Annotated in this window: 20 protein-coding genes; 7 read left to right on the plus strand and 13 right to left on the minus strand. The window is 67.9% G+C overall.

Going from position 1 to position 25,858, the window contains the following annotated elements; genetic code table 11:
- Positions 1 to 20: 20 nt before the first annotated feature.
- Genes HF989_RS07980 through HF989_RS07995 form a run of 4 tightly spaced genes read left to right on the plus strand, consistent with a single transcriptional unit; the run spans position 21 to position 9,083 of the window.
- Positions 21 to 971: a cutinase family protein gene (locus HF989_RS07980; protein ID WP_168685453.1), complete on the plus strand. Its 951-nt coding sequence runs from the start codon at positions 21 to 23 to the stop codon at positions 969 to 971.
- An 11-nt stretch (positions 972 to 982) separates the two neighbouring features.
- The gene (locus HF989_RS07985; protein WP_168685455.1) at positions 983 to 2,800 is read left to right on the plus strand and encodes a FadD32-like long-chain-fatty-acid--AMP ligase; all 1,818 of its coding nucleotides are present in this window, start codon (positions 983 to 985) and stop codon (positions 2,798 to 2,800) included.
- Between the two features lie 35 nt (positions 2,801 to 2,835).
- A complete protein-coding gene (locus tag HF989_RS07990; protein WP_168685457.1) occupies positions 2,836 to 7,545 on the plus strand; it encodes a type I polyketide synthase in 4,710 nt (1,569 codons plus the stop codon).
- Positions 7,542 to 9,083 carry an acyl-CoA carboxylase subunit beta gene (locus HF989_RS07995; protein ID WP_168685459.1) on the plus strand — a complete coding sequence of 514 codons (1,542 nt, stop codon included), beginning with the start codon at positions 7,542 to 7,544 and terminating at the stop codon, positions 9,081 to 9,083. Before HF989_RS07990 ends, HF989_RS07995 begins: the two co-directional genes overlap by 4 nt.
- 128 nt (positions 9,084 to 9,211) lie before the next feature.
- Here the strand turns inward: HF989_RS07995 and HF989_RS08000 are convergent, their stop codons facing one another.
- The 8 genes from HF989_RS08000 to trmB form a co-directional block, all read right to left on the minus strand.
- Positions 9,212 to 10,297, minus strand: a complete 1,086-nt coding sequence (locus tag HF989_RS08000) for an HNH endonuclease (protein WP_168685461.1) — start codon at positions 10,295 to 10,297, stop codon at positions 9,212 to 9,214.
- A gap of 113 nt (positions 10,298 to 10,410) precedes the next feature.
- The gene (locus HF989_RS08005; RefSeq protein ID WP_210729107.1) at positions 10,411 to 10,761 is read right to left on the minus strand and encodes a DUF3054 domain-containing protein; all 351 of its coding nucleotides are present in this window, start codon (positions 10,759 to 10,761) and stop codon (positions 10,411 to 10,413) included.
- A gap of 10 nt (positions 10,762 to 10,771) precedes the next feature.
- Complete coding sequence (locus tag HF989_RS08010) at positions 10,772 to 12,058, minus strand: SAM-dependent methyltransferase (RefSeq protein WP_168685552.1); 1,287 nt, start codon at positions 12,056 to 12,058, stop codon at positions 10,772 to 10,774.
- A gap of 16 nt (positions 12,059 to 12,074) precedes the next feature.
- Positions 12,075 to 13,526 (minus strand): FAD-binding oxidoreductase, encoded by a 1,452-nt coding sequence (locus HF989_RS08015; RefSeq protein WP_168685463.1) that lies wholly within the window; start codon positions 13,524 to 13,526, stop codon positions 12,075 to 12,077.
- Between the two features lie 58 nt (positions 13,527 to 13,584).
- The gene (locus tag HF989_RS08020) at positions 13,585 to 14,577 is read right to left on the minus strand and encodes a lysylphosphatidylglycerol synthase transmembrane domain-containing protein (RefSeq protein WP_168685465.1); all 993 of its coding nucleotides are present in this window, start codon (positions 14,575 to 14,577) and stop codon (positions 13,585 to 13,587) included.
- A complete protein-coding gene (locus HF989_RS08025; protein ID WP_168685467.1) occupies positions 14,567 to 16,867 on the minus strand; it encodes an MMPL family transporter in 2,301 nt (766 codons plus the stop codon). Before HF989_RS08025 ends, HF989_RS08020 begins: the two co-directional genes overlap by 11 nt.
- A 10-nt stretch (positions 16,868 to 16,877) precedes the next feature.
- Complete coding sequence (locus HF989_RS08030; RefSeq protein WP_210729108.1) at positions 16,878 to 17,552, minus strand: NYN domain-containing protein; 675 nt, start codon at positions 17,550 to 17,552, stop codon at positions 16,878 to 16,880.
- Positions 17,552 to 18,322 carry a tRNA (guanosine(46)-N7)-methyltransferase TrmB gene (gene trmB / locus HF989_RS08035; protein WP_168685470.1) on the minus strand — a complete coding sequence of 257 codons (771 nt, stop codon included), beginning with the start codon at positions 18,320 to 18,322 and terminating at the stop codon, positions 17,552 to 17,554. The genes HF989_RS08030 and trmB overlap by 1 nt, the downstream gene beginning before the upstream one ends.
- Positions 18,323 to 18,593: 271 nt before the next feature.
- Between trmB and HF989_RS08040 the strand changes: the two genes are divergently transcribed.
- Both HF989_RS08040 and HF989_RS08045 read left to right on the plus strand, forming a co-directional pair.
- Positions 18,594 to 20,420, plus strand: coding sequence for a phosphoenolpyruvate carboxykinase (GTP) (locus HF989_RS08040; RefSeq protein ID WP_168685472.1), 1,827 nt, complete (start codon positions 18,594 to 18,596; stop codon positions 20,418 to 20,420).
- 119 nt (positions 20,421 to 20,539) lie between these two features.
- The gene (locus HF989_RS08045; RefSeq protein ID WP_168685474.1) at positions 20,540 to 20,785 is read left to right on the plus strand and encodes a hypothetical protein; all 246 of its coding nucleotides are present in this window, start codon (positions 20,540 to 20,542) and stop codon (positions 20,783 to 20,785) included.
- A 10-nt stretch (positions 20,786 to 20,795) separates the two neighbouring features.
- Here the strand turns inward: HF989_RS08045 and HF989_RS08050 are convergent, their stop codons facing one another.
- Positions 20,796 to 21,548 carry a class I SAM-dependent methyltransferase gene (locus HF989_RS08050; protein ID WP_168685476.1) on the minus strand — a complete coding sequence of 251 codons (753 nt, stop codon included), beginning with the start codon at positions 21,546 to 21,548 and terminating at the stop codon, positions 20,796 to 20,798.
- A 4-nt stretch (positions 21,549 to 21,552) separates the two neighbouring features.
- On the opposite strand from HF989_RS08050, the gene HF989_RS08055 reads away from it, so the two are divergent.
- Entirely contained in the window at positions 21,553 to 22,617 is a 1,065-nt protein-coding gene (locus HF989_RS08055) for a glycosyltransferase family 4 protein (RefSeq protein ID WP_168685478.1), read from the plus strand.
- Here HF989_RS08055 and HF989_RS08060 read toward each other — a convergent pair.
- The 4 genes from HF989_RS08060 to HF989_RS08075 all read right to left on the minus strand — a co-directional run bounded on the left by HF989_RS08060 (position 22,592) and on the right by HF989_RS08075 (position 25,852).
- Complete coding sequence (locus HF989_RS08060; protein ID WP_168685480.1) at positions 22,592 to 23,044, minus strand: DIP1984 family protein; 453 nt, start codon at positions 23,042 to 23,044, stop codon at positions 22,592 to 22,594. The two genes, HF989_RS08055 and HF989_RS08060, sit on opposite strands and share 26 nt — an antisense overlap.
- 337 nt (positions 23,045 to 23,381) lie before the next feature.
- The gene (locus HF989_RS08065) at positions 23,382 to 23,618 is read right to left on the minus strand and encodes a three-helix bundle dimerization domain-containing protein (RefSeq protein WP_168685482.1); all 237 of its coding nucleotides are present in this window, start codon (positions 23,616 to 23,618) and stop codon (positions 23,382 to 23,384) included.
- A 175-nt stretch (positions 23,619 to 23,793) separates the two neighbouring features.
- Positions 23,794 to 25,203 carry an MmpA family trehalose lipid delivery protein gene (locus tag HF989_RS08070; protein ID WP_168685484.1) on the minus strand — a complete coding sequence of 470 codons (1,410 nt, stop codon included), beginning with the start codon at positions 25,201 to 25,203 and terminating at the stop codon, positions 23,794 to 23,796.
- Positions 25,187 to 25,852 carry a porin PorA family protein gene (locus HF989_RS08075; protein WP_168685486.1) on the minus strand — a complete coding sequence of 222 codons (666 nt, stop codon included), beginning with the start codon at positions 25,850 to 25,852 and terminating at the stop codon, positions 25,187 to 25,189. The genes HF989_RS08070 and HF989_RS08075 overlap by 17 nt, the downstream gene beginning before the upstream one ends.
- Between the last annotated feature and the right edge of the window lie 6 nt (positions 25,853 to 25,858).

Below are 25,858 nucleotides of genomic sequence, written 5' to 3' on the forward strand. Positions count from 1 at the left end.
ACAGAAGGGAGCCGCGGGCAATGCGCTCGTCTCGCAACATCATCGTCGTCGCTGCCGCCATCGTGGTGCTGGCCTTGATCGGCTTGGGCGTCTACCAGTGGCGCACCGGGGACGGGGGAGCGCTGCCGTCGGCGCAGCGGCCCGACGACACCTCGGCGTCCTCGGAGGAGGACGCGCCCGCGGAGCCTGACTGGTGCCCGGCGGTGGAGGTCGCCTCCGTGCCGGGGACGTGGGAGTCCGCGGCAGACGACGACCCGTTTAACCCGCAGGCCAACCCGGCGAGCTTCATGCTCTCCATCACCACACCGCTGCAGCAGATGTACGACATCGACGAGGTGCGCGTGTTCACGGTGCCGTACACCGCGCAGTTCCGGAACATCCAGACTTCCCGCGGGCGCGCCGAGATGACGTACGACGACTCGCGCGCCGAGGGCACCGCAAAGCTGTCGGGGGAGCTGCGCTTCGTGGCGGAGACGTGCCCGTCGACGAAGTTTGTCATCGCCGGGTTCTCCCAGGGCGCGGTGATTGTCGGCGACGTCGCGTCCCGGATTGGCAACAACGCCGGGCCCATCGACCCAGAGCGGTTGCTCGGCGCGGTGATGATCGCGGACGGCCGGCGCGAAAACGGCGTGGGCGTGAACCCGGGGGCGGACGTCACCGGCGTGGGCGCCGAGATTGCGATGCAGCCCCTGCAGCGCGTGGTCAGCGCGGCGACGCCGGGGGCCACCATGACCGGTCCGCGCCCCGGCGGGTTCGGCACGGTGGCAGACCGGGCAATTGAGATCTGCGCCCCGGACGACGCCGTGTGCGACGCGCCTCAGGGCGTGGGCAACGCCATCGGGCGGGCGCGCGACCTGGTTGTGGCCAACGGCAACCACGCGATGTACGCCACTAACCCGGCTGTGATTCCGGGGACCACGGTGCCGGAGTGGACGGTAGCGTGGATCCGTGACCAGATAGAACGTAGCTAAGGAGCATGGGTATGGATTTGCAGCAGCTCATCGCGCAGTTTTTCGACGACAACGGCAACATCGCGCTACCGGAGCACTTCACCCTCCCGCGCCTGAGCGAGACGATTTACCAGGCCCACCTGGCCGCGGGCGGCGGGGATGCGGTGAACATCCGCGACTGGGACTTCACCGACGACCCCGACGGCGTGGCCCGTGAATTTACTCGCACCGAAGTTAACACCCGCATCAAGGCGGTGGCGGCCCGCCTGAGCCAGATCGGGCAGCCGGGGGAGCGCGTGGCCATCATGGCGCCGAACTCCGCGGAGTACCTCTTCGCGTTCATGGGCGCGCTGTACGCCGGCCTCGTGCCGGTGCCGCTGTACGACCCGAACGAGCCTGGCCACGAGGCGCACCTGCGCGCCGTGCTTGCAGACGCCAACGCGCGCCTCGTGGTGACCAACTCCACCGGTGCGCCCGCCGTGCGCGCTTTCTTCGCTGACCTGCCCGCCCGGGAGCGTCCCCGCATCTTGGCCGTGGACTCCCTGCCGGACACCATGGCCGCCGCGTGGGAGCCCGTCGCGCCGTCCGAGGGCGAGGACACGGCGGGCGCGATCTGCTTCCTGCAGTACACCTCCGGCTCCACCCGCAACCCGGCCGGCGTGATGATCACCAACGAGGCCCTCGTCACCGACGTGCTGCAGATCAACGAGGCGCTGCGCTTCGAAGCTCCGATGCGCCTTCCCACGTGGCTGCCGCAGCACCACGACATGGGCGTCATCGTCGCCGTGCTGGGCGTGGTGCTCGGCCAGGTCCTCGACATCTTCGGCCCGCGCGATTTTCTGCAGAACCCGAAGCGCTGGGTGGATCTGCTTTCGCGGCGTGACGACGACCCTTCGGACGTCCACATCTACTCCTGCATCCCTAACTTCGCGCTCGACCTGGCCGCCCGCTACGCGGCACCGGAGCGCCCGGAGGAGTACGACTTCTCCGCGGTGGATTGCATCATCGTGGGCTCCGAGTCCGTGACCAAGCCGGGCGTCGAAGCGTTTGTCGGCGCGTTCGGCGAGTCCGGCCTTGACCGCACGGTGCTGCGCCCCTCCTACGGCCTGGCGGAGACCACGCTCTTGGTGGCCACGGACCGCACCGAGGAGCGCCCGAAGTTCGTGGAATTCGACCGCGCGGTGCTGGCCCAGGGCAAGGCCGTGCCGGCCGAGGGCGGGGTGCCCATGGCGTCGAACGGCCAGCCGGTGAAGTGGCTGCACCTTGCCATCGTGGACACGGACACCAGCAGCGAGCTGCCGGAGGGCGAGATCGGCGAGATCTGGGTCCACGGCAACAACGTCGCGGCCGGCTACCTGGACCGCCCGGACGAGACCGAGGCGACGTTCCGCAACACCATCGGCGCCACCCTCCAGGACGGCTTGCCGGAGGACAACTGGTGCGCCACCGGCGACCTGGGCACCGTGATGGACGGCCACCTCTACATCACCGGCCGCGTGAAGGACCTGGTCGTCGTGGCGGGCCGCAATCACTACCCGCAGGACATCGAGGCCACCACGATGGAGGCCACCGACCACGTGCGCAAGGACTCCGTCGCCGCCTTCGCGCTGCCGGGCGACGACGTGGAGCGCCTGATCATCCTCGCCGAGCGCGCCGACGGCGCAACCGAAGACGGGGACGCCGCGGCCGAGGACGCCATCCGCTCCGCCGTGACTAACAACCACGGCATTTCCCCCGAGGTCGTGGAGTTCCGCGCGCCGGGCGGCATCGCCCGCTCCACCGCTGGAAAGATCGCCCGCCGCGTCAACGCGAAGCAGTTCACCGAGCGCGAACACACTGCGACGCAGTAACGGATTGGCCGGGCTGGCCGATAGTCTGGACTGTTATGAATGAGCATGAACTGATCCAGTGGCTCACCTCGTGGGTCGAGCGAGCCACGGGTGTGGACTCGGTGGATCCCACCACCCCGCTCGAGACGTACGGCCTTGCCTCCCGCGACGCGGTGATCCTCACCGGCGAGCTGGAGAAGCTGCTCGGCCGCCGGGTGGACCCCACCGTGGCCTACCAGTACCCGACCATCGCGGCACTGGCCAAGGCGCTGCTCACGCAGGAGCGGGTGGTGCCGAAGGTTGAGCGTCGAGAGGCAGCGAGCTCTCCCGCCACCCACGACATCGCGATCGTGGGTTCCGCCGGCCGCTTCCCGGGCGCACCCAATAACGACGCGTTCTGGCAGCTGCTTATCAGCGGCCGCTCCGCCACCCGCCCCCTTCCCCCGATGCGCTGGGACGAGTACCTGGGCGACCCGGTCGTGCGCACCAAGATGGCGGAGGAGAACACCGACGGCGGGTACATGGACGGCATCGCGTCCTTCGATCACGAGTTCTTCGGCGTCTCTCCGTTAGAGGCGCAGAACATGGACCCGCAGCAGCGCATCATGCTCGAGGTGGCGTGGGAGGCGCTCGAAGACGCAGGCCTGGCGCCGAGCGAGCTGCGCGGGGAGCCCGTGGGCGTGTTCGTGGGCTCCTCCAACAACGACTACGGCATGCTCATCGCCGCCGACCCGAACGAGGCGCACCCGTACGCGCTGACCGGCGCGTCTTCGGCCGTGATCCCGAACCGCATTTCCTACGCGTTCGACTTCCGCGGGCCCTCGATGAACGTGGACACGGCGTGCTCCTCGTCGCTCGTGTCGGTGCACCACGCGGTGCGCGCGCTTCGCGACGGCGAGGCGGACTTCGCCCTTGCCGGCGGCGTGAACATCCTGGCCAACCCGTTTGCGTCGCTGGCGTTTTCCGAGCTTGGCGTGATTTCGCCGACCGGGCGCATCCACGCGTTCTCCGACGACGCCGACGGCATTGTCCGCGCCGACGCCGCGGGCTTCGTGGTGCTCAAGCGCGTGGAGGACGCGGTGCGCGACGGCGACCGCGTGCTGGCCGTGATCAAGGGCTCAGCGACGAATTCCGACGGCCACTCCAACGGCCTGACCGCGCCGAACCCGGAGGCGCAGGTGGATGTGCTGCGCCGCGCCTACGCCGACGCGGGCGTGGACCCGCACGAGGTGGACCTGGTGGAGGCGCACGGCACGGGCACCATCTTGGGCGACCCGATCGAGGCCACCGCGCTGGGCGAAGTGCTCGGCCGCGGGCGCGACGTGGCGTCGCCGCTGCTTTTGGGCTCGGCGAAGTCCAACATCGGCCACTCCGAATCCGCCGCTGGCGTGGTGGCGATGATCAAGGTGCTCGAAGCGCTCAAACACGACACGATCCCGCAGACCATCAACTTCACGGAGCCCAACCGCTACGTGGATTTCGACGCGGAGCGCATCGAGGTCGTCCAGGACCCGCGCGAGTGGCCGCGCTACTCCGGGCGCCGCGTGGCCGGCATCTCCGGATTCGGCTTCGGCGGCACGAACGCGCACGTTGTCGTCGCAGACTTCGACCCGGCGGACTACACCATCAACGTGCCTGAGACGCAGCCGGCGTTCGAGGGCGTTTCCGTGGCCGCGCTGCCAGTGTCGGGCCTGCTGCCGTCGCGCCGCAAGGAGGCGGCCGGCGTGCTCGCGGACTTCCTCGAGGGGCGCGACGACGCCGACTTGATCCCCGTGGCCCGCTCCCTGGCCGCGCGCAACCACGGGCGCTCCGCCGCCGTGGTGCAGGCGGCGAGCGTGGAGGAGGCGGTCAAGCGCCTGCGCCAGGTGGCCGGCGGCAAGATCGGCCCGGGCATCGCGGTTGCCGACGCGCCCACCCCGATGGGGCCAGTCTTCGTGTACTCCGGCTTCGGCTCCCAGCACCGCAAGATGGCCAAGGAGCTCATGGCGCGCTCGCCGCTGTTTGCGCGCCGCATGCGTGAGCTGGACGAGATGGTCCAGTTCCAGGCGGGGTGGTCCATGCTGGAGATCATCGAGAACGACGAGCTGACCTACGACACCGAAAACGGCCAGGTCACCATCACCGCCATCCAGATCGCGCAGACCGACCTCCTCGCCGCGGCGGGCATCACCCCGGCGGCCACGATGGGCATGTCCATGGGCGAGATCGCCGCCGCGTACGGGGCGGGGGGCTTAAGCGCTGAGGATTGCATCCTTATCGCCACCGCACGCGCGCGCCTCATGGGCGAGGGCGAGGCCATGATTGCGGGCACCGACCAGGAAGGCGCCATGGCGGTCGTGGAATTGTCCAGGGAGGGCTTGGCGGAGTTCGTCGAGAAGCATGAGCAGGCAGCTGGCGTCGAACCTGCTGTGTACGCAGGACCCGGCATGACCACCGTTGGCGGCCCGTCGCACGCCGTGGACTACCTCGTGGAGGCGCTGACGGCCGAGGAGAAGTTCGCGCGCAAGCTCAACGTGCGCGGCGCCGGCCACACCAGCGCGCTCGACCCGATCATGGGCGACCTCGCCGGTGAGATCGCGGGCGTCGAAGCGCGGCCTTTGCGCGTGCCGCTGTTTTCCTCCGTGGATCGCGGCGAGGTGTACCAGCCGGGTCAGGCCGTCCACGATGACCAGTACTTCCTGCGCATGACCCGCCAGCCCGTGTACTTCGAGGACGCCACCGCGGCCGCGTTCGCCGCCGGGCACACCACGCTCGTGGAGGTCACCCCGAACCCGGTGGCGCTGATGGGCATGATGAACACCGCGTTCGCCTCCGGCAAGGCCGACGCGCAGCTGCTCTACACCACCAAGCGCAAGGTGGACGAGCTGGAATCGCTGCTGGACCTGGCCGCGAAGCTGTACGTGAACGGCATGCCGGTGGACTTCGGCACGTTCTACGGCGCCGGCGAGGTCATCGACGCGCCGAAGACGGTGTTCCGGCAGGTGGACCACTGGACGCCGGCGCGCCCGTCGTCCTCGCGCGCGTCGCTGCTCGGCTCGCGCGTGACGCTTCCCGGCGGGGAGGTCGCTTTCGCCACCGCCGCGGACCAGGTGTTCAGCCCGCACCAGCTCATCGAGTCCGCGGCCGCCGAGATCTCGCCCGACGCGCGCGTCGTGGCCACCGAGGAGCACGGCTACCTCCCGGCGGACGGCGAGGTCACCACCATCGCCGCGTCGTCGCTGGGCGGCGTGTCCGTCAAGGTCTACGACGGCGGCAAGCTCATCGCGGAGGGCTTCGCCTCCACCATCGACCGCGCCCCGGTGCAAGGTGTGATGGAGCGTCCGCTTGACGACGAGGCTGTCGCCACCACCGCCGTCGACGAGGATGCGGACGACGCCGTGCGCTGGGACCCGGAGTCCGGCGAAACCGTGGCCGAGCGCCTGCGCGACATCGTCTCCGAATCCATGGGCTACGACGCCGAAGACCTCCCTGATGAGCTGCCGCTGATCGACCTCGGCTTGGACTCCCTCATGGGCATGCGCATCAAAAACCGCGTGGAAAACGACTTCCAGATCCCGCCGCTGCAGGTGCAGACGCTTCGCGACGCATCCGTCGCCGACGTGATCCGCATCGTCGAAGACGCAGTCGCCGGCGAGAGCGACGCGCCGCAGCCGCTGCCCTACAACGACGAGGCACGCGACCCGGCAGCGGCCGCCGAAAAGGCCAAAGGCGTCGGCATCGCACCGCGAGACGCGTCCGAGCGCATGGTCTTCGGCGCGTGGGCAAAGTACGCGGGTGCCGCGGCTGCCGGTGTGACGTCGGCATTGCCGTCGATTAGCAACGAGCAAGCGGCCGAGATCGCCGCCCACCTCACGGAGCGCTCCGGCATCGACGTCACCGCGGACGACGTGCTGGCTGCCGAGACACTCGAGCCGCTGGCGAACCTGGTGCGCGAGGGGCTGGAGACGCCGGTGGACGGCAACATCCGCGTCTTCCGCGACGGCACCGCCAACCCGGTGTTCGTGTTCCACCCGGCGGGCGGGTCCTCGTCGGTGTACTCCCCGCTCGCGCGGCGTTTGGACGAAAACGTGCCGGTCTACGGCGTCGAGCGCCTCGAAGGCTCGCTGAAAGAGCGCGCGGCGGAGTACGTCAAAGACATCGAGCGCATTGCGGACGGGCGCAAGGTGGTCCTGGCCGGCTGGTCCTTTGGCGGCGCGCTGGCCTACGAGGTCGCGCACCAGCTGGGCAACGACCGGATCGACTTCATCGCGCTGCTGGACACCACGCAGCCGTCGGAGCCGATCCCCGACACGCTGGACGAGACAAAGGCCCGGTGGGGGCGCTACGCCGCGTTTGCGAAGGAGACCTACGGCCTCGAGTTCGACGTGCCGTACGAGCTGCTCGAAACCGCCGGCGAGGACGCGCTGCTTGAGATGCTAACCGAGTTTCTGGCCACCACCGACGCGTCCGAGCACGGCCTGGCCGCCGGTGTGCTGGAGCACCAGCGCGCGTCCTTCGTGGACAACCAGATTCTCAACCACTTGGACTTCACCCGCTGGGATGACGTGAACGTGCCGGTGCTGCTGTTCCGCTCCGAGCGCATGCACGACGGCGCGATCCAGCTCGAGCCGAACTACGCCCACATCGACGAGGACGGCGGCTGGGGCGCTATCGTGAGCGACCTGACCATCGTCCACCTGCCCGGCGACCACCTCGCGGTGGTGGATGAGCCGGCGGTGGGGATCGTCGGTAAGCACATGAACGCATGGATTGAGGGGAAGCGATGACCACAGCTGACAAGCTCGCGGACCTGCGCGCGCGCCTGGACAAGGCGCAGGACCCCGGGTCCGAGCGCTCGCGGGCCCGCCGCGACGAGGCCGGGCGAACCACCCCACGCCAGCGCATCGACGCCCTGCTGGACGAGGGCTCCTTCGTGGAAATCGGTGCCCTCGCCCGCACCCCCGGCGACCCGGACGCGGTTTACTCGGACGGCGTGGTCACCGGCTACGGGCGCATCGACGGACGCCCCGTGGCGGTCTACGCACACGACAAGACCGTCTACGGCGGGTCCGTCGGCGTGACGTTCGGCCGCAAGGTCACGGAGGTGATGGAGTTCGCCATCAAGATCTCCTGCCCGGTGATTGGCATCCAGGACTCCGGCGGCGCGCGCATCCAGGACGCGGTGACGTCGCTGGCCATGTATTCCGAGATTGCCAAGCGCCAACTGCCGCTTTCCGGGCGCGTGCCGCAGATTTCCATCATGCTGGGCAAGTCCGCTGGCGGCGCCGTGTACGCGCCTGTGACCACGGACTTTGTTGTCGCCGTCGACGGTGAGAGCGAGATGTACGTCACCGGCCCGAACGTGATCCGCGAGGTCACGGGCGAGGACATCACCTCCGCCGAGCTCGGCGGCGCCCGCGTGCAAGAACAGGCCGGCAACATCCAGGCGGTTGTCGCCGCCGAGGAGGACGCCTTCGACTACGTCAAGGACCTGCTCGCGCACCTGCCCACGTCCGCGTTCGACGCCGCGCCCGTTGTGGCCGCGCAGCCGGACGAGGAGCTCGACGACGCCGCGCTTGACACCTTCATGCCGGACGACACCAACGCTGGCTACGACATGATGGACCTGCTGGTCCAGCTCGGCGACGACGAGGACCTCGTGGAGGTCCAGGCCGGTTACGCCGAAAATCTCATCTGCGCGTTCGGGCGCATCGACGGCCGCGCCGTCGGCTTCGTGGCCAACAACCCGATGCATCTGGCCGGCTGCATCGACGCGGACGCCGCCGACAAGGGCGCGCGCTTCATCCGCACCTGCGACGCGTACAACATCCCGATCGTCTACGTCGTGGACACGCCCGGCTACCTGCCCGGCGTGGACCAGGAGCGCGAGGGCCTGATCCACCGCGGCGCGAAGTTCGCGTTCGCGGGCGTGGAGGCCACCGTGCCGAAGGTGACGCTCGTGGTGCGCAAAGCCTACGGCGGCGCGTACGCGGTCATGGGGTCGAAGAACCTCAACGGCGACATCAACCTGGCGTGGCCCACCGCCCAAATCGCGGTGATGGGCTCGGCGGCGGCGGTGGTGATGCTGCAAGGTAAGCAGCTCGCGGCCATCGAGGACCCGGCGCAGCGCGAGGCCATGAAGAAGATGTTCATGGATTTCTACGACGCCGAGATGACCTCCCCGTACGTCGCCGCCGAGCGCGGGTACATCGACCAGATGATCGCGCCCAGCGAAACGCGCGTCGCTTTACGACGGGCGCTTCGCCAACTAGCCTCCAAGCAGGAGTTCGACCTGCCGAAGAAGCACACCATCAGTCCCCTCTAACTCACAGAAAGAAGTGATTTCCATGCTCTCTTCCACCCTTGACATCGTCGGCGACGTGATTAGCTACCTGGTCTGGTTCGTCAACGGCCTGCTCGCCAACAACCAGGACCCGCTGTACAACTGGGGCATCACCTTCTAGGAGCCGAGCCAGAGGGGAAAAGGAGTTCCATCACGCCGTACGGATGGACGGTGTTCGCTACCGGGTGCCCGCGGGGTGAGACCCACACGGGTCTGCCCCGGATGCGCTCGATCCGCCCGCGCCGGTTTGTGTGGCGCGGGTCGTCGTGGTTGACCCGGTTGTGGTACCTGCACAGCGGCACCAGGTTGGCCAGGTTCGTTTCACCGCCCTGCGACCAAGCCTGGATGTGGTGGAATTCGCACAGGTCAGCGCTCACCCGGCAGCCCGGCACGGGGCACATCGGGGTGGCAATGCGCGCCAAGTCGCGCTGTTTCGAGTTGGCCACGCGCTGAGTTCTGTACAGGTTCACCGGCCCTGCCTCGGGGTGCACGAGCGCAACCTCCGACGGGAACATCTCGCCCATGAGTGCGGCGACGTACTCCGTGCCCGTGATGGTCGTGCCGTCGGTGAGCCCGAGCAGCACGTCGTCGCCGCTGTCGGCGAGGATTGCGACGTGCTGTTCGGCGGCCACCGCCACGATGGGGCGCGGCACCGGGACCTGTACCCCTGCGTCGCCCTCGAGGATCTCCGTCAGCCGGGAGAACATCTGCGGGCCCGCGGGGCGGGACGTGTCCAGACCATCGCGCAGGCGCTGTTCCAGCGCAGCCAGCACGTGTTCGTCCCCTGAGCCGGAGAACTTGCGCTTCCCGTTCTTCGACTTTGAGAACCGGACGCCGTCTTCGGGGGTGCGGTTATCGTCGGGAAGCAAGTCGCGCGCCGCCTGCTCGAGCGCGCGGTAGTTCCCGCTCACCTGCAGCAGCTCCAGCCGTGGCGCCCAGCGCTCGTTCACCGGGAGGCGCTTGAGCCGGCGCTCGATGAGGACCAGCTGGTGCAGTGAGAACCTCCGCGCCAGCTGCAGCGCGCGGGCCTGCTTCCGCGTGTAGGAGGTTGCACCGAAGTACACCTCGCGCACGCCAGCCCACGCCGACACCTGGTTGGGGTCGAGGCCGGCGCGGATCGCGTACTGGTCGTCGAACTCGGCCAGCGCGTCGACGGCGCCAGCCAGGGTGTCCACGAGGTCAGTAAACGATGTCATGGCCGTCAACTTACGGCCGAAATTTGGCCGGTCAATCCCTCCCGGCCCGACCTGTGGATAACTCACGCGAATGGCGCGGCGGATCATCCACAGATCCGGTGTGTGGGAACCGGCTATCCCTTCTTCACCAGCTTGGCCACGCCGCGCCAGCCGAGCATGAGCAGCGCGCTCATGGTGGTGGCGACGACGATGAAGGACCAGTGGGGGACGTCGCCGTTGCGGATGCCCCAGATCACCAGCCCGGTGACCACGGTGATGATCCAGATGAGCCCGCCCTTGTTCTCGCGGGTGATCAGCCAGCCGAGCGTCACGCCGAGGGCGAACGGCCACAGGGTGGACAGCCAGCCGGAGAAATTGAAGGGCATCTCGTCGGACTGGTGCGCCGCACGCGCTAGGAGGGCGAAGGCGGCGATGGCGACGTAGTCGGCGGCGATGGCGGAGGGCTTCGAGATGGTGTTACGCATGCCAGCCACTCTAGAACACCGAGTCGTTCCACCACCGGCGCTCAGGCGTGCCGGCGCGGGAGCCGTCGCTAGCAAGCTTGATGCCCACGACCTGGTGCAGCTCCACGACGTCGTGCTCGAACCCCCATTCGGAGCCCGCCATGTACATGCCCCACAGCTTGGCGGTGTTCTCGCCGACGAGCGCGACCGCCTCGTCCCAATTGGCCTTGAGGTTCTCGCACCAGTCGTGCAGCGTGCGCATGTAGTCGAAGCGGATGTTCTCCTCGTGGAAGACCTCGAAGCCGTGGTCCTGCATCTCGCGGATGATCGTGCCGGAGCCGGTGAGCTCGCCGTCCGGGAAGATGTAGCGGTTGATGAAGTCGCCTTGCGGTGTCTTGTGGTTGTCCGGGTAGGTGATGCAGTGGTTGACCATCACGCCGCCCGGGCGCAGCTTGCCGGCGAGGAACTCGAAGTACGAGGCGTAGTTTTTCACCCCGATGTGCTCGAGCAGGCCGATCGAGGAGATGCCGTCGAATCCGGTCTCGGTGACGTCGCGGTAATCCAGGAAGCGCACCTCCGCGAGGTCCTCGAGGCCCTCTTCCTTGATCTTTGCCTGCGCCCACTCGGCCTGCTCCTTCGACAGGGTGACGCCGAGGGACTTCACGCCCTGGCGGGCGGCGTAACGCACCATGGAGCCCCAGCCACAGCCGACGTCGAGGTGCTTGTCGCCTGGCTTGAGGTTCATCTTTTCAAAGACGAGGCGGAACTTGTTTTCCTGCGCCTCGTCGAGCGTGGCGTCCGGGGTGGGGTAGTAGGCGCAGGTGTAGGCCATGGAGTCGCCGAGGAACAGCTCGTAGAAGTCGTTGCCCACGTCGTAGTGGGACGAGATGACCTGGGCGTCGCGTTCCTTCGAGTGCGGGGCGAGGCCCTGGCGGATGGTGCGCTCGAGCCAGGAGGCCTGCTCCGCCTCCGGGATGGGCTGGATCTGCAGTGCGCCCATGGAGCGCAGGGAGCGCGCGATGCGGACGAGTTCACGCGGGTTGGGCCGCTTGTAGTTGTTATAGAGGGTGCGCATGTCGTCGAAGACGTCGTAGGGGTGCGCCAGGTGCGCGCCTTCAACCGCCAGGCCGTCGGTGACCCAGGCGCGGGCGAGGCCGACGTCGCCGGGGTGGGTGACAATGTAGGACAGGCCCTCGGGGCTGTTTACCTTCACGGTGTGCTTGGCGTCCGCCGGGCCCGTCGATGAGCCGTCGAAGGCTTCCCACTTGAACGGGGTGCCAGCGGGGAAGAGGGTATCGACGATATCCGCCACGGTCATCTGCATGGTCATTCTCCTACGCGTTTTCCACTGTCTTTTCGTACAGGCCCGGGAAGCGCCGGTCTGGGTCGTACTGGGCCTTCATCCGCTCCGGCAGGTCCCCGCCGTAGAGGCGCTCGAATTCGGCGCGGTCGTAGAACGCCTCCGAGTACAGGGACTTGTGCCCGCCGAGGTCCGAGACCTTTCGTTCGATGACCTTGTTGAAGGCCCCCGGCTCCACCTCCGGGACGCCGGACCAGAAGCCGACGTTCACCCATGTTGTCGCCGGCTCGAGGGGGTAGAGCGGCCAGGGCGCCTCCTCGTCGAGCCCGACGCCAGCGAGCGTGTCGACGCCGTCGCGCAGCCGGATCGGGCACAGCCAGACCGGCTCGATGTCGCTGGCCCTGAAAAACCAGTCGAGGAACACGGCGACCTGCGTGTCGCGCACCTCAATGTCTTGCACGACGCGCTCGGTGCGCGGCAGGCCCTTCGGCTTCTTCAGGAACCGGTACTCCAGGTCGTACTTCTTGTCCAGGCCCACGAGTTTCCAGTAGAACGCGCTGCGGCGCAGCTCGCGCGGCCAGATCGTGCGCACTTTGGGGTTCTGGGTGCCGAAGGCGCGGGAGCACCAGAACCAGTCGGTGTCCCAGCGCCAGATGTAGTCACGGATAGTGAGAAAGTCGTGGAGCACGCCGGACGGGTGCTGCAGCGAGCGGTAGTACACGGCGTCGCGCGTGTAGTCGGAGGTTCCCGGCGCCTCGCCCACCTGGAAGGCGCAGACGATGTACTGCTCGGCGGGGGAGAACGCGACGGCGTCGAGGCCGTGCAGGGCGCGTCCGCCCCACTCGCCGGTGGCGGCGGCATCGGCCAGGGCGTCCTGGAAAGCCGTGAGGTCGTCGTAACGCACGTGCTGGAGTTCGATGAATGGCTCGACCTCCTCGAGCTCGATGGTGAGGCGCACCGCGTAGCCGAGTGAGCCGTACGAGTTCGGGAACGCGCGGAAGAGCGCGACGTTGTCCTCGCGCGAGCAGGTGACGATGTCGCCGGTGCCCACGAGCACGTCCATCTCGAGCACGGACTCGTGCGGCAGGCCGTTGCGGAAGGAGGTGGACTCCACACCCATGCCGGAGACGGCGCCACCGAGTGTGATGGTTTTCAACTGCGGCACCACCAGCGGCGCGAGGCCGTACGGCAGGGTCGCGTCGACGAGGTCTTCATAGGTGCACATGCCCTGCACGTCGGCGGTTTTCGTCACTGGGTCGACGGCGATGACGCCACGCAGGCCCTCCACGTCGAGCCCGGCGCTGCCGTCGTCGCGGGAGCGAAAGAGGTTCGACGTCTTTTTGGCCAGGCGCACCCGCTGGCCGTCCGGCACCCTCCGAAAGCTGTCCAGGAGCGCGGCAACCCCTTCCTCGTGCGCGTGCCAGCCAATGGGCACGACGCGTTCAAAATCCACGCTGCGACCGGAAAACATGCTGGAAACGCTCATGTAGGGCCACCATAGACCCAAGTTGCGCACCGCGCGCAAGATAAAACGTCACGCCAGCTCAGACGGCGTCGCCTGCAGACGGGCGCCCGACCATGAAGCCGCGCCCGGCGTACACCGCGGCGTAGACCACCCACCCAATTGCCGTGATGAGCGCAAACGACACCGCCCGGTAGACCACCGTCGCCGCGGTCGCTTGCGCAAGCGGCAACCCGCCAGCCACGAGCATGCCCACCGCGACCGGCTCCACGGTGCCCACGCCCCCGGGGGTGATCTGGGCGGAGCCGGCGAGTTTGGTCATGATGAACGCCAGGCACACGCCCGCAACCGGCACATCCGCGCCGGCAACCGCCCACACGGAACACATCATCGTGGCCAGATCAAGCAGCCGGTTCGCGAGCGACAGCCCCGCGGCCGCGGCAAACGACGGAGCCGAGATCCGGATAGCGGCGACCTGGTCGATCACGTCGACGAGGCGCCCGCGCACCTTCTCCGGCACGTGCCGCACCCACCGCTTCAACGCGGCGGGGTGGCCCGTGGCCCAGAACACTGCGCCGATCGTCGCCGCGGCCGCAGCCAACGACGCCGCCAGCGCCCACACGGACAGCTCTGCCCCCAGCAGGGCGACGGCGACAACGCCGATGAGCACCATCCACACCGTGGACAGCGCCCCGGAGACCACGAAGAACCAGCCACACAGCCCCACCGACGCGCCCCAGGAGCGGTGCACGCGGTACGTGAGCCACGCGGAGATCGCCGGCCCGCCCGGCACCGTCGTGGACCACGCGTTAGAGGCGAACACAATCGCGTTCGTGCCCGCAACACCCGCGATGCGGCCTTCCACGTTGAGCAGGATCTGCATGACCCCGGACATGGCCACAAGCGACAGCACCGCCGCCGCAACCGCCCAGAGCAGAGGCCCGAGCTGCGCCGCCCGCACCGCCCCCCAGGCCTCCCCGAAAAACGGCAGCTGGTCGCGCAGCACCACCAGCACGACCGCCAAGAGGGCGACCGGCGCGAGCCAGCGCAGCCACTGGCGCGAGTTAGCGCTCAAGTTCCTTCTTCTTCAGCTGCTCCAAGGCGCGGCGCTCTTCCAGGTCGCGCATGAGTTGCTGGAACGGCACCAGGGAGGCGTCCTCGGACACGCTGACCCCCGCGCGGCCGGGCTGGATGTCGGGGACCACGCCGGTGATCGGGGTCTCTCCCGCGGCGGGCTCGGGCAGGCGCGAGCCCTCGCCCAGCGCACCCGCGGCGCGCTTGACCCACTGCGGCGCCCACCAGTTGTCCTCGCGCAGCAGGTGCATCACGGCTGGCACGAACAGGAGGCGGATCAGGGTGGCGTCGAGGGCAAGCGAGAAGATCATGCCGTAGGCGATGTACTTCATCATCACAATCTCGGAGAGCGCGAATGCGGCGGCGACCACGATCATGATCGCGGCGGCGGCGGTGATGATGCCGCCGGTGCGCGCGGTGCCGCGGGCGATGGCTTCGTCGGTGCTTTCGCCGTTCTGGCGCGCTTCCACCATGCGCGAGACCAGGAAGACCTCGTAGTCCGTGGACAGCCCGTAGAGGATGGAGATGATCAGCACCAGAATCGGGCTCATCAGCGGCCCCGGCGTGAAGTTCAGCGCGCCGGCGCCGATGCCGTCGACAAACACGGAGGTGAGGAAGCCGAGCGTGGCGCCGATGCCGAGGACGTTCATGATCACGGCCTTAGCTGGCAGGATCACGGAGCCGAAGACCAGCGCCATGAGCAGGAATGTGGCGATGACCATGTACAGCGCCATCCACGGCAGGCGCTTCAGCAGCGCTTCGATGGATTCCACCTCCATCGCCGGGGTGCCGGACACGTACGTCTGCACGCCGTCGGGGGCGTCGATGTTGCGCAGCTGCTTGACGACGTCCGCACCTTCGGTCCTGTCCGCCAGCGGCGCCGAGAGCACCGTCGTGCCGTCCTGCGTGGCGTGCGCGGGCTTCAACGGGGCGGCAAGGCCCTCGACCTGGCGGGCCTGCACCACGATGTCCACCAGCTGCTCGTTGTTGGCGCCGGTGACCACGAGCTTGACCGGGTCGGTGCGGAAGGCGGGGAACTCCTCGTTGAACTCGTCCTGCGCCTGGCGGGTTTCCTGGGTGGGAGGCAGGTAGGTCTCGTTGATGCCGCCGAAGGAAATGCCCACGATCGGCACGGTGAGCAGGAGCAAAAGCGCCGTGCAACCGACCACGACGGCCTTGGCGTGGCGCATTGCCCACCGGGGGATCTTGTACCAGGCATTGTTCTCTATCTCGTCGTCGCGACGCGAGGAGCGACGACGGACCGACCACATGTCGATGCGCGGTCCCAGCATGCCGAACAGCGCCGGCAGCACCGCCACGGAGATCACGGCGGCGAGCACCACCGCGCTCATCGCGCCGTACGCCACGGACTTCAAAAACGCCTGCGGGAACATCAGCAGCCCGGACAGCGCCACGCCCACCATGAGCGCGGAGAAGAACACGGTCTTGCCGGCGGTGTTGGTGGTCACCGCCACGGCCTCCTCCACCTCGCGGCCGCGGTCCAGTTCCTCGCGGAAGCGGGAGACCATGAACAGGCCGTAATCGATGGCCAGGCCCAACCCGAGTAGCGTGATGATGGACTGGGAGAAGATGTTCACCTGCTGGTACTTCGCCAACACCGCCAGCAGCGACAGCGAGCCCAGGATGGAGAGGATGCCCACGATCAGTGGCATGCCTGCGGCCACCACGCCGCCGAAGACGAACAGCAGGATCACGGCCACGAAGATGAGGCCGACTTTCTCAGCGCGGGCGATGTCGCCGGCCATGCCCTCGTCCAGCGCGTCGGCCACGGCTGTGGCGCCGGCGATCTGCACGGTGGCGCCCGGCAGCTCCATATCCTCGAGCGCGGGCTTGATGGTGCGCATGTCCTTCAGCGTCTGCTCCCCGTCGCCCTTGAGCCCGATGGCGGCGAACGCCTTGGTGTGGTCGTCGTTGACTAGCTGCGGGTTCGGGCGCTCGAAGTAGCTGGTGATGTGGTCGATCTGGTCCGGGTATTGCTCGCGCAGGGAGGTGGTGTGGGCGTTCGCTGCGTCGATAAGCTCCTGCCTGTCGACGCCCTCCGGCGACGACACCAGCACAATCACATCGCCCGAGTTGTCGCGGCCGAACGTCTCCTGTTCGATCGCCGCGGCGGCGGTCGAGTCCGCGCCCGGGTCTTCCCAGCCCTCCTGGGAGAGGCGCTCGCCCAGCTTGGAGCCGAACAGCACCTGCATGGCCACAATGAGGGCGATTACCAGCACCGGAATGACCCGGCGGTGGCGGTAGGCGAAATGGCCCCACTTGTAAAACACAGACGGCCTCCTAGTCGCGGGTGTTGTGCAGCAGGGATTTCAGCGGGCGGAACGGCTGCAGCCAGGCGCCGCCCTCCGGCAGCTTGTCCAGGTTCACGCGGGGCAGCGGGTTCTGGAACACGCCGGGGATGTCCTCCAGATCCACGAACTCCACGTCCGGTGAGTTCACAGCCCACGAGGCGTGCTCGTGGAAGCCGAGGACGGTGACCGGGATGCCGTCGCGAACCAGCTCGAGCAGGGGCTCCTGGAAGTTCTGCCCGTCTGCGGAGGCCACCACCACGCCCTGGAGCACGCCCTCGTCGCGGCGGCGCTCGATGTGGGCGAGCATGTCCTGGTCCACGTCAGAGTCCTCGTCGCTCTTCGGCTTGGCAAAGACGGCGAAACCGACGTTGCGCAGCGCCTCCACCCACGGGCGGATCGCGTCCGCGCTGGCCGCTGCGACATTGGTGAAGACCGTCGCCTCCGGCTCGACGTCGCGGCCGAGCTCGTCCGAACGGGCCTCGGCTTCGTCGATGAGCCAGCGGCCGATGGCGTCGAAGCGCGGGCGGTGCGTGGCAGTGGGCCGCCCGCCCAGGATGGCGCCGAGGCCCATGTCCAGGTTCGGCGCGTCCCAAACCAGCAAGTAGCTCTCCGGGCCGGCGGCCGCTCCGGGGGTGTACGGGTGCGTCAGCGTTTGCAGGTCCATCACTTCTTCTCCCAGAGGTACTCGCGGATGACGTGGTCTTTGCCCAGGCCCTTGCCCTCGAACTTGGTGATGACTTGGCGGTCCGTCAGAAGCGGTGCCTCCGCCCACGGCCAGCCCTTGTACTCGAGCGACGGCTCGACGCCAACCAGCTCGTCGATCCACGCCGCGTAGTCCGCGTGGTCTGTGGCCACGTGCAGCACCCCGCCGGGCTTCAGGCGGGTGGCGATGAGGTTCAGCGTGCCGGACTGGATGATGCGGCGCTTGTGGTGACGCGCCTTCGGCCACGGGTCCGGGAAGAAGATGCGCACGCCGTCTAGGGATTCCTCCCCGAACATGCGGGCCAAGACTTCCACGCCGTCGCCTCGCACCATGCGGATGTTGTCGATGCCGCCGCGCACCACAGCGCCGAGCAGCTTGGCCAGGCCCGGTTTGTACAGCTCCACGGCGACGATGTTGGTGTCCGCCTCCAGCGGCGCCATCGCGGCGGTAGAGGTGCCGGTGCCCGAACCGATCTCCACAATGGTGGGGTGGCCGGAGCGGCCGAACCACTCGTCGATGTCGATGCGCTCGTCCGAGCCCTCGGCGAGGACGCGGCCGAGGCGCGGCCAGTGCTCGTCGAACAGCGCTTCCTGGTTCTCGGTGAGCGTGCCGCGGCGGAAGGTCACCGACCCCAGCCGCGGGTAGTCCAATCCGGTGTCGAACTCGGTTTGCAGCGGGCGCCCCGCCGGCAATTCGCCCGTTCCCGGGCGCTGGTTTTCAGTATTATTCATCAGGTTTATTGTCCACATGAACTGGGCAAACGCAAGCGCCGGGCGTTACCCCCGAAGGCGTCGTCAAGCGGGTGTGCGAGAACGGGTGCCGGGGGTAGGGGCTCACCCCCGCGCCCGCTAAAGGTCATGCTTGGCCATACTGGTTATATCCGGCAGGGCCCAAACGGTGGAAACTTTTAGCCAGATGAACGCCCGTTTCGATACTCTGAGACCACAACAACGATGAATTTCGTACGCGCACTGGCCATAACCAGTTGAACAAGGAGTACCGATGACCGCCGAAATCACGCGCCTGGAGGGGCACAACCCCACGGACAACGAGCAGCTCATTGCTTGGATCAACGAGGCGGTCGACCTCTTCGAGCCGGACAAGGTGGTCTTCGCCGACGGCTCGCGCGAAGAATGGGACCGCCTCACCGCCGAGCTCGTGGACGCCGGCACGCTGATCAAGCTCAACGAGGACAAGCGCCCCAACTCGTTCCTCGCGCGTTCCCACCCCTCCGACGTCGCACGCGTGGAGTCCCGCACCTTCATCTCCACCGAGAACGAAGAGGACGCGGGCCCGACCAACAACTGGATGAAGCCCGCCGCGCTGAAAGAGGAGATGCTGGAGCACTTCAAGGGCTCCATGCGCGGGCGCACCATGTACGTGGTGCCGTTCTGCATGGGTCCGATCGCTGACCCGAACCCGAAGCTGGGCGTGCAGTTGACGGACTCCGCCTACGTCGTGCTCTCCATGCGCATCATGACTCGAATGGGCACCCAGGCGTTGGAGAAGATCGAAGGCGACAACTTCGTGCACTGCCTCCACTCCGTGGGTGCCCCGCTCGAGCCCGGCCAGGAGGACGTGGCGTGGCCGTGCAACGACACGAAGTACATCTCCCAGTTCCCGGAGACGAAGGAGATCTGGTCCTTCGGCTCCGGCTACGGCGGCAACGCCATCCTGGCCAAGAAGTGCTTCGCGCTGCGCATCGCGTCCGTGATGGCGAAGGAGGAGGGCTGGATGGCCGAGCACATGCTCATCCTCAAACTCACCTCCCCGGAGGGCAAGGCGTACCACATCGCGGCCGCCTTCCCGTCCGCGTGCGGCAAGACCAACCTGGCCATGATCACCCCGACGCTTGAAGGCTGGAAGGCCGAGGTCGTGGGCGACGACATCGCCTGGATGCACCTGCGCGAGGACGGCCTGTACGCCGTGAACCCGGAAAACGGCTTCTTCGGCGTGGCGCCGGGCACCAACTACGCCTCCAACCCGATTGCCATGCAGAGCATGGAGCCGGGCAACGTCTTGTTCACAAACGTTGCGCTTACTGACGACGGCGACGTGTGGTGGGAAGGCATGGACGGCGAGAAGCCCGCCCACCTGATCGACTGGCGCGGGGAGGACTGGACCCCCGATTCCTCCTCGAAGGCCGCCCACCCGAACTCCCGCTACTGCGTGGCCATCGAGCAGTGCCCGGCTGCGGCGCCGGAGTTCAACGACTGGCAGGGCGTGAAGATCGACGCGATCCTCTTCGGCGGCCGTCGCCCCGACACCGTGCCACTGGTGACTCAGGCCCACAGCTGGGAGCACGGCACCATGATCGGCGCGATGCTCTCTTCCGGCCAGACCGCGGCGTCCGTGGAGGCCAAGGTCGGTTCCCTGCGCCACGACCCGATGGCGATGCTGCCGTTCATGGGCTACAACGTGGGCGACTACTTCCAGCACTGGCTGGACATGGGCGCCAAGGGTGGCGACCGCATGCCAGAGATCTTCCTGGTCAACTGGTTCCGCCGCGGCGACGACGACCGCTTCCTGTGGCCGGGCTTCGGCGACAACTCCCGCGTGCTCAAGTGGGTCGTGGACCGCATCGAGGGCAAGGTCGGCGCCGACGACACTGTTGTCGGCCACACCGCCCGCGCGGAGGATCTAGACCTGACCGGCCTAGACACCCCGATCGAGGACGTGCGCGAGGCGCTCACCGCCGAACCGGAGCTGTGGAAGGAAGACGTCGCGGACTCCCGCCGCTACCTTGAGGGTCTTGGCCCCCGGGTGCCGCAGGAGATCTTCGACCAGCTGAAGCAGCTCGACGAGCGCATCCACGCCGCGGCGAAGTAAGCGCTTGCGGAGGACTGCGGTGGTGCTCTACCATCACACCTGGAAAACTTCAGACAGGATCTGTTGTTAATAAAGCTTAAGGCCTGCCGTATGGCAGGCCTTTCGCTATTCTCGCCGGTATGGCGGGGGAACTCGTGATGAGTCTTAGCGGTGCTCGTATTCAAGCCTACGAGGCTGATGTTGTTGCTCGTAGCTTTACGGTCCCTCTAGAGGTTGAAGCTGCCTACGCTGTCGGACACAGCTTGAATGCCTTTTCCAAACTTCGTAATCGTGTGAGCCACCAGGAGCAAATCCTTTATGTGGATCACGCGGCACGTCTGGGTGAGATCTGCGGCTTGACCGAGTGCAACGAACCCTGGCGTTGAAACTGCGGTGCTAACTCTTCCGCAGGACAAGCACGAGGTTGGACACCGCAAACTCGCGGAGCACCGGCACCCGCGTGACCCACCACGCCCACCGCGGGTGGTAGCGCGGGAAGGCGGCGGCGAGTTGCCCGGTCGACTCGGCCCACTCCAGGCCCTCGCGGGCAGAGACGGCGAACAGGTTCTCGCCGAAGACGTTCTTGGGGTCGCGGCCGTGCACTTTCGCGTATCGACGGCGCGCGTAGTCCCCGCCCACGTAGTGCTGCCATAGCCCTGTCTCGTGGCCGCCGAACGGCCCGAGCCACACCGTGTAGCTGAGCACCACCAGCCCGCCGGGCTTGGCCACGCGCATCATCTCGTCGCCCATGTCCCGCCAATTGGGGATGTGCTCGGCGACGTTGGAGGAGTACACCACGTCGAAGGAGTCGGTGGCGAAGGGCAGCGCCGCACCGTCGCCGCGCACCGCGCTGAAGCCGGTGAGCCCCGCCGCGGAGAGCTCGGAGACGCTCGGCTCGAGGCCGACGTAGAAGCAGTCCGCGAACGCGTCGGCGAAGTAGCCCGGGCCGCCACCGACGTCGAGCACCGATGCACCTCGCAAGCTCGGAGCAGGGGAGAAGGAGAGGTCGTGCGATATGGCGTCGAGAAGCAAGCGTGTATCGCGGGCAAGTAGTGAGTAGAAGATGCGCGGCCGGAACTGTTCGTAGGAAAACGTGCGCAGCAACCGGAGGGTGCGGCGGAGGGTGGCCATCCGGCGGGTACGGTGCATAGCGATGAAGATACTGCTTATGTGCTGGCGCGATTCAACCCACCCGCAGGGCGGCGGCTCCGAGCGCTACCTCGAGCGTGTCGGGGAGTATCTCGCCGCGCAGGGCCACGAGGTGGTCTACCGCACCGCGAAACACACCGGTGCGGCGCGCCGGACGCGGCGCGACGGGGTGCGCTACGAGCGTGCCGGCGGCAAGTTCGGCGTGTACCTGGCCGCGCCGCTGTCGATCTGGCGCAACCGCCCGGACGTGGTGGTGGACACGCAAAACGGCATCCCGTTCTTTGCACGGTTGTTCACCCGCACACCCGTGGTGCTGCTCACCCACCACTGCCACAAGGAGCAGTGGCCGGTGGCGGGTCCGGTGATCGGGCGGCTGGGGTGGTTTTTGGAGTCGCGCGTGGCGCCGCGCGTCTACAGGGGTGCGCGGTACGTGACGGTCTCGGAGGCCTCGAAACGCGACCTGGTGGCGCTGGGGGTGCGCGAAGGCGACATCGAGATCGTGGAAAACGGCGTGGATCCGGTGCCGCAGGAGGTGCCCACGCTTCCGGACGACCACAGGGTGCACCTGGTCACCCTGTCGCGCCTGGTGCCGCATAAGCGCATCGAGGAGGCCATCGACGCGGTGGCGCAGATAGATGGCGCAGTGCTCGACGTGGTGGGTTCCGGCTGGTGGGAGGACGAGCTGCGCGAGTATGCGGCCCCGTACGGCGACACGGTGGTCTTTCACGGGCATGTTTCTGAGCCGTACAAGCACGCCCTGCTGGAGCGTGCCGCGGTGCACCTTCTGCCCTCGCGGAAAGAAGGCTGGGGGATTGCGGTGATTGAGGCGGCGCAGCACGGGGTGCCCACCGTGGCGTACTCGACCGCGGGCGGGGTGGCCGACTCCATCCGAGACCGCGAGACCGGCAGGCTGGTGCAACCTGGTGAGGAGTTTGGGCGGGTTGTGGGGGAGACCCTTGGGCGTCGAGAAGCGATGGCCCCTGCGGCGCGGGCGTGGGCGGCGCGGTTCTCCTGGGAGGAAACCGGGCGGAGGTTCGCGCGGGTTATTGCAGCTGTGTTGTCCAGTTGAGCTGCTGGATTTTCGTGTCCAGCTCGCGGTAGGCCTTGGCGGCGCTGTCGGCCATGTCGCGCAGTGCTTTCACGTCCACGGCGGGCAAGAAGCGCACCTCGGAGCGGGAGTAGCGGGAGCCGGTCATGGTGCCCGCGTCGGCGACGGCGGCGTAGAGGCGGCGGGAGCGCAGCAGCGCGTCGCGGCGCGCGATGGCGTCTGTGAGCGTGGCGCCTTCGAACTCCGTCTGCGCATTGGTGTGGTTGATGCGGCGCACGAGCGTCTCAATTTCCTGCAGCAGCGCGGCGGCTTCTTCGAGCATGTCTGCCGGGTCCTCGATGGGAGAGTCGCCCTCCTGGATCATCGCGCCCTGCACCAGGCGTTCCTGCAGCTTGTTCAGGCGGTCCTGCGCCTCGGCGCGTCGCGCTAGCGCTTCTGCGAGCAGCATCTGTGCCTCCTTGTGCGTTTCTGTCCCCGTTCCCAACCCTCGCGAATGCCTCCGGGACACCCCCAACGTCGCGGTAGTAAATGGTGCTCAGTGCAACCCTGTGGTGGGGGTCGTGCCCGTGTGCGTCGTGCAGGCCGCATGCGTTGTGCGTGCGAGCGGAATCGAACCGCTTCAGCCCTGATACGGCCACAAGGCGCCATGAGTGCGTCCATTTCCCCGGGCGCGTGGGGTTGACGTTCGCTGGGTGCCGGCGGGTCTTCCGCTACCGACAGTTTCATTCGAACATAGCAAAACGCCCAGCCGCTGAAAAGGGCTGAGCGTTAAGCGTTATGCGGTTTTATGCCGCGGAGGGGAACAGCTCGCCGTCGCGGAAACGGTCGCGCATTTCAGCCTCGACGAGGACGGGGATGAAGTCCTCGATGTTGGCGGTCTTGCGGTGGGTGCGCAGGACAGCATCGAACGCGTCGTTGATCTCGAGGGCGTCGAACTGGCCGGCGAACTCGGTGAGCAGGTCCTCGCGGATGTTTCGCAGGGCGCGCTCGCGGATGATGCTGAAATCGATGTTGTTAGTCATGGTGTTCCTCCTTGCAGAAGTGCTATCTGCTCCTTCATTCGGCTCGGGGCTACGCATTGGGCGTAACCTTTTGTTCATCTTGCGTTCACCTTACGACATCGAGTGACGGTCGTGCAATGGTATCAATGATTGGCTTGCGCCATTAATGGGTTAGCGCCAACTAAAACAGGTAAACCTACTGGTCGTCGGCGCCTTTAATGCGAGTGTGATCTCGGACACATGTTATCAGCGGCACCACGCACCACATGGCGAACAGGGCAATTCCCGCCGGCGGCAGCGGGCGCGCGGGCGCGCCGGCCTCCATCACCGTGCCGTCCGCGCGCACCACCACGCCGATGCCGAGCTCCCGCAGGCGGACAGGGTCGGAGATGGCCGCCTGGGCCGCCACCCAACGCGGCGACGGCGCGTCCACGGGCACCCCGTCCACGGTCAGCGCGCCGGATTCGACCACGTTCATGGCTTTGGGGGCGGGGTCGACAACCGGATGGCCGTCGATAGTGGTGAGCGTGGGGCGCGACTCGAAGACAACGTCGCGGCCCCGGTGGTCGACGGCGGGAACGTCCACCGTGGTGGGGGTAAGTGCCGCGAGCGCGACGGGCGCGTCCGGAACCTGCAGCACCGCAAACGCGGCCGCAGCCAGCGCACGTCGGGGCTCAAGCGCGCCAGCGGCAGCGACGAAGGCGGGGATGGCCAGGATGAGCCACTTTTGCCCGTCGCGAAGCAAGCCCGCGCCGGGAACGTGCGAGACAATGGGCGCGGTCAGCCCCGTCCACGACGCCACGGCGAGCGCGAAACCGACCCCGGCAAGCACCAGCCAGCGCCGGGGAACCGCACGCCAACCCAGGGCGAGCAGCGCAAAGAGCGCGATGCCGAACAGCGCCCACCCGGCGGCGCGCGACGGGGGAACGGCCTGGCCGTTCCAGATGCCGCCCAGGCCAAGCAGCGAGCCGAGCGTGCCCACGTGCCCCTCCGCGCGCGGCGCGAAGGCGGCTGCCCCAGCCACCGACGAGGTGCCCGGCGAGGAGGCGGCGACCCCCGCGACAACCCACGGCAGGCAGGTCAGCACCGCGACCGCCACGCCCCGCCACCCGCGCGCGAACATCGCCGCCGCCAGCGCCCCGGTCGGGGTGAGCGAGGCCAGCCAGTGCGCAAACGTCGACACCGGGTGCACGCCAAGCGCCACTAACGGCAGCAGCCACGCCGCGGCGGCGAGGGACCACTGGCCCTGCAACAGGCGCTCCACCACGAACGGGTTCCACACCGCCACGGTCATCGCCGCGGCCTGCCCGAACGGCGTGCGCCCCAGCTTGTGCCCGGCCCACGCGGCGCCCGCGGCGGCGGCAACCATGAACACGCGCACGAACAGCACGGGCCACGGCAGGATGCCCAGCAGCGCATCTTGGGGCACGTTGCGGGCGGGCAGATCGCCCCAGCCCAGCGAGGCGCGGGTCAGCGCCATGGCGTCGAACACCATCATGTCGCGCAGCGCGAACGCCTCGCCGGGGACGAAAAACGGCCAGGTCAGCGCAAGCACCAGCGCAGCGCCGTAGGCCGGCGCCCACCAGCGGCTAGCGCCGGCGGGCATAGAACACCAGGCCCGCGATGAAAGCTGCGGCGGCAATCGCGCGGGTTACCACCGCCATCACCTGCAGCCCGCGCAGCCACGCCACGTCGCGGCGCGCGGCCTCCACCTGCGCGGCCTTTGTCGCCTCGGCAAGCACCCACTGGGCCTCGCCGCAGGTCCAGACCTCGTCCACGATGCGGCCGGTGTGGCGCTCAGCGTCGACGATGCGGACGCACCCGTCGGACATGTCCGCCTCGTACTTGTACGTCTCCAACCCGCGCACGGCGCCCGGCCCGAGGTAGTCCAGCGCAACGTCGTTGCCTGTCGCCGGGTCGAACAGCGGGTACGTGCGCCGCTCCGGGCGGTAGGGCATGAGCGGCCCCAGCCCGGCGCGCCCCTTGGCGGGGAAGGCGGTGGAGGGGTCGATGGGGAAACTGTCCACCTCGTCGCCGTCCACGGTCACCACCGCGTTCAGGCTCTTGGGGGCCTCGGTGAGGGTGACGGTGCGGGTGTGGGGCGAAGCGCCGTCGCCAAGCGCCGTGAATTGCACGGTGTACTCGCCTGGCGTGAGGGTGCGCTGCTTGGCTATCACGACGGGGGAGGCGAGGTTGAGCGCGGCGCAGGCGACGATGATGCCCAGGCAGGTGGCAAGTCGGCGTCGCAGGTTCACCCGTGT

It is taken from the genome of Corynebacterium mucifaciens, from assembly GCF_012396315.1.
In the GTDB taxonomy this organism is placed as follows: Bacteria; Actinomycetota; Actinomycetes; order Mycobacteriales; family Mycobacteriaceae; genus Corynebacterium; species Corynebacterium mucifaciens.

Excerpts from the sequence above, each read along its gene's own strand:
- HF989_RS07980 (WP_168685453.1), top strand. The coding sequence starts at position 21 with ATGCGCTCGTCTCGCAACATCATCGTCGTCGCTGCCGCCATCGTGGTG.
- HF989_RS07985 (WP_168685455.1), top strand. The coding sequence starts at position 983 with ATGGATTTGCAGCAGCTCATCGCGCAGTTTTTCGACGACAACGGCAAC.
- HF989_RS07990 (WP_168685457.1), top strand. The coding sequence starts at position 2,836 with ATGAATGAGCATGAACTGATCCAGTGGCTCACCTCGTGGGTCGAGCGA.
- HF989_RS07995 (WP_168685459.1), top strand. The coding sequence starts at position 7,542 with ATGACCACAGCTGACAAGCTCGCGGACCTGCGCGCGCGCCTGGACAAG.
- HF989_RS08000 (WP_168685461.1), bottom strand. The coding sequence starts at position 10,297 with ATGACATCGTTTACTGACCTCGTGGACACCCTGGCTGGCGCCGTCGAC.
- HF989_RS08005 (WP_210729107.1), bottom strand. The coding sequence starts at position 10,761 with ATGCGTAACACCATCTCGAAGCCCTCCGCCATCGCCGCCGACTACGTC.
- HF989_RS08010 (WP_168685552.1), bottom strand. The coding sequence starts at position 12,058 with ATGACCGTGGCGGATATCGTCGATACCCTCTTCCCCGCTGGCACCCCG.
- HF989_RS08015 (WP_168685463.1), bottom strand. The coding sequence starts at position 13,526 with ATGAGCGTTTCCAGCATGTTTTCCGGTCGCAGCGTGGATTTTGAACGC.
- HF989_RS08030 (WP_210729108.1), bottom strand. The coding sequence starts at position 17,552 with ATGGACCTGCAAACGCTGACGCACCCGTACACCCCCGGAGCGGCCGCC.
- trmB (WP_168685470.1), bottom strand. The coding sequence starts at position 18,322 with ATGAATAATACTGAAAACCAGCGCCCGGGAACGGGCGAATTGCCGGCG.
- HF989_RS08040 (WP_168685472.1), top strand. The coding sequence starts at position 18,594 with ATGACCGCCGAAATCACGCGCCTGGAGGGGCACAACCCCACGGACAAC.
- HF989_RS08045 (WP_168685474.1), top strand. The coding sequence starts at position 20,540 with ATGGCGGGGGAACTCGTGATGAGTCTTAGCGGTGCTCGTATTCAAGCC.
- HF989_RS08050 (WP_168685476.1), bottom strand. The coding sequence starts at position 21,548 with ATGCACCGTACCCGCCGGATGGCCACCCTCCGCCGCACCCTCCGGTTG.
- HF989_RS08055 (WP_168685478.1), top strand. The coding sequence starts at position 21,553 with ATGAAGATACTGCTTATGTGCTGGCGCGATTCAACCCACCCGCAGGGC.
- HF989_RS08060 (WP_168685480.1), bottom strand. The coding sequence starts at position 23,044 with ATGCTGCTCGCAGAAGCGCTAGCGCGACGCGCCGAGGCGCAGGACCGC.
- HF989_RS08065 (WP_168685482.1), bottom strand. The coding sequence starts at position 23,618 with ATGACTAACAACATCGATTTCAGCATCATCCGCGAGCGCGCCCTGCGA.
- HF989_RS08070 (WP_168685484.1), bottom strand. The coding sequence starts at position 25,203 with ATGCCCGCCGGCGCTAGCCGCTGGTGGGCGCCGGCCTACGGCGCTGCG.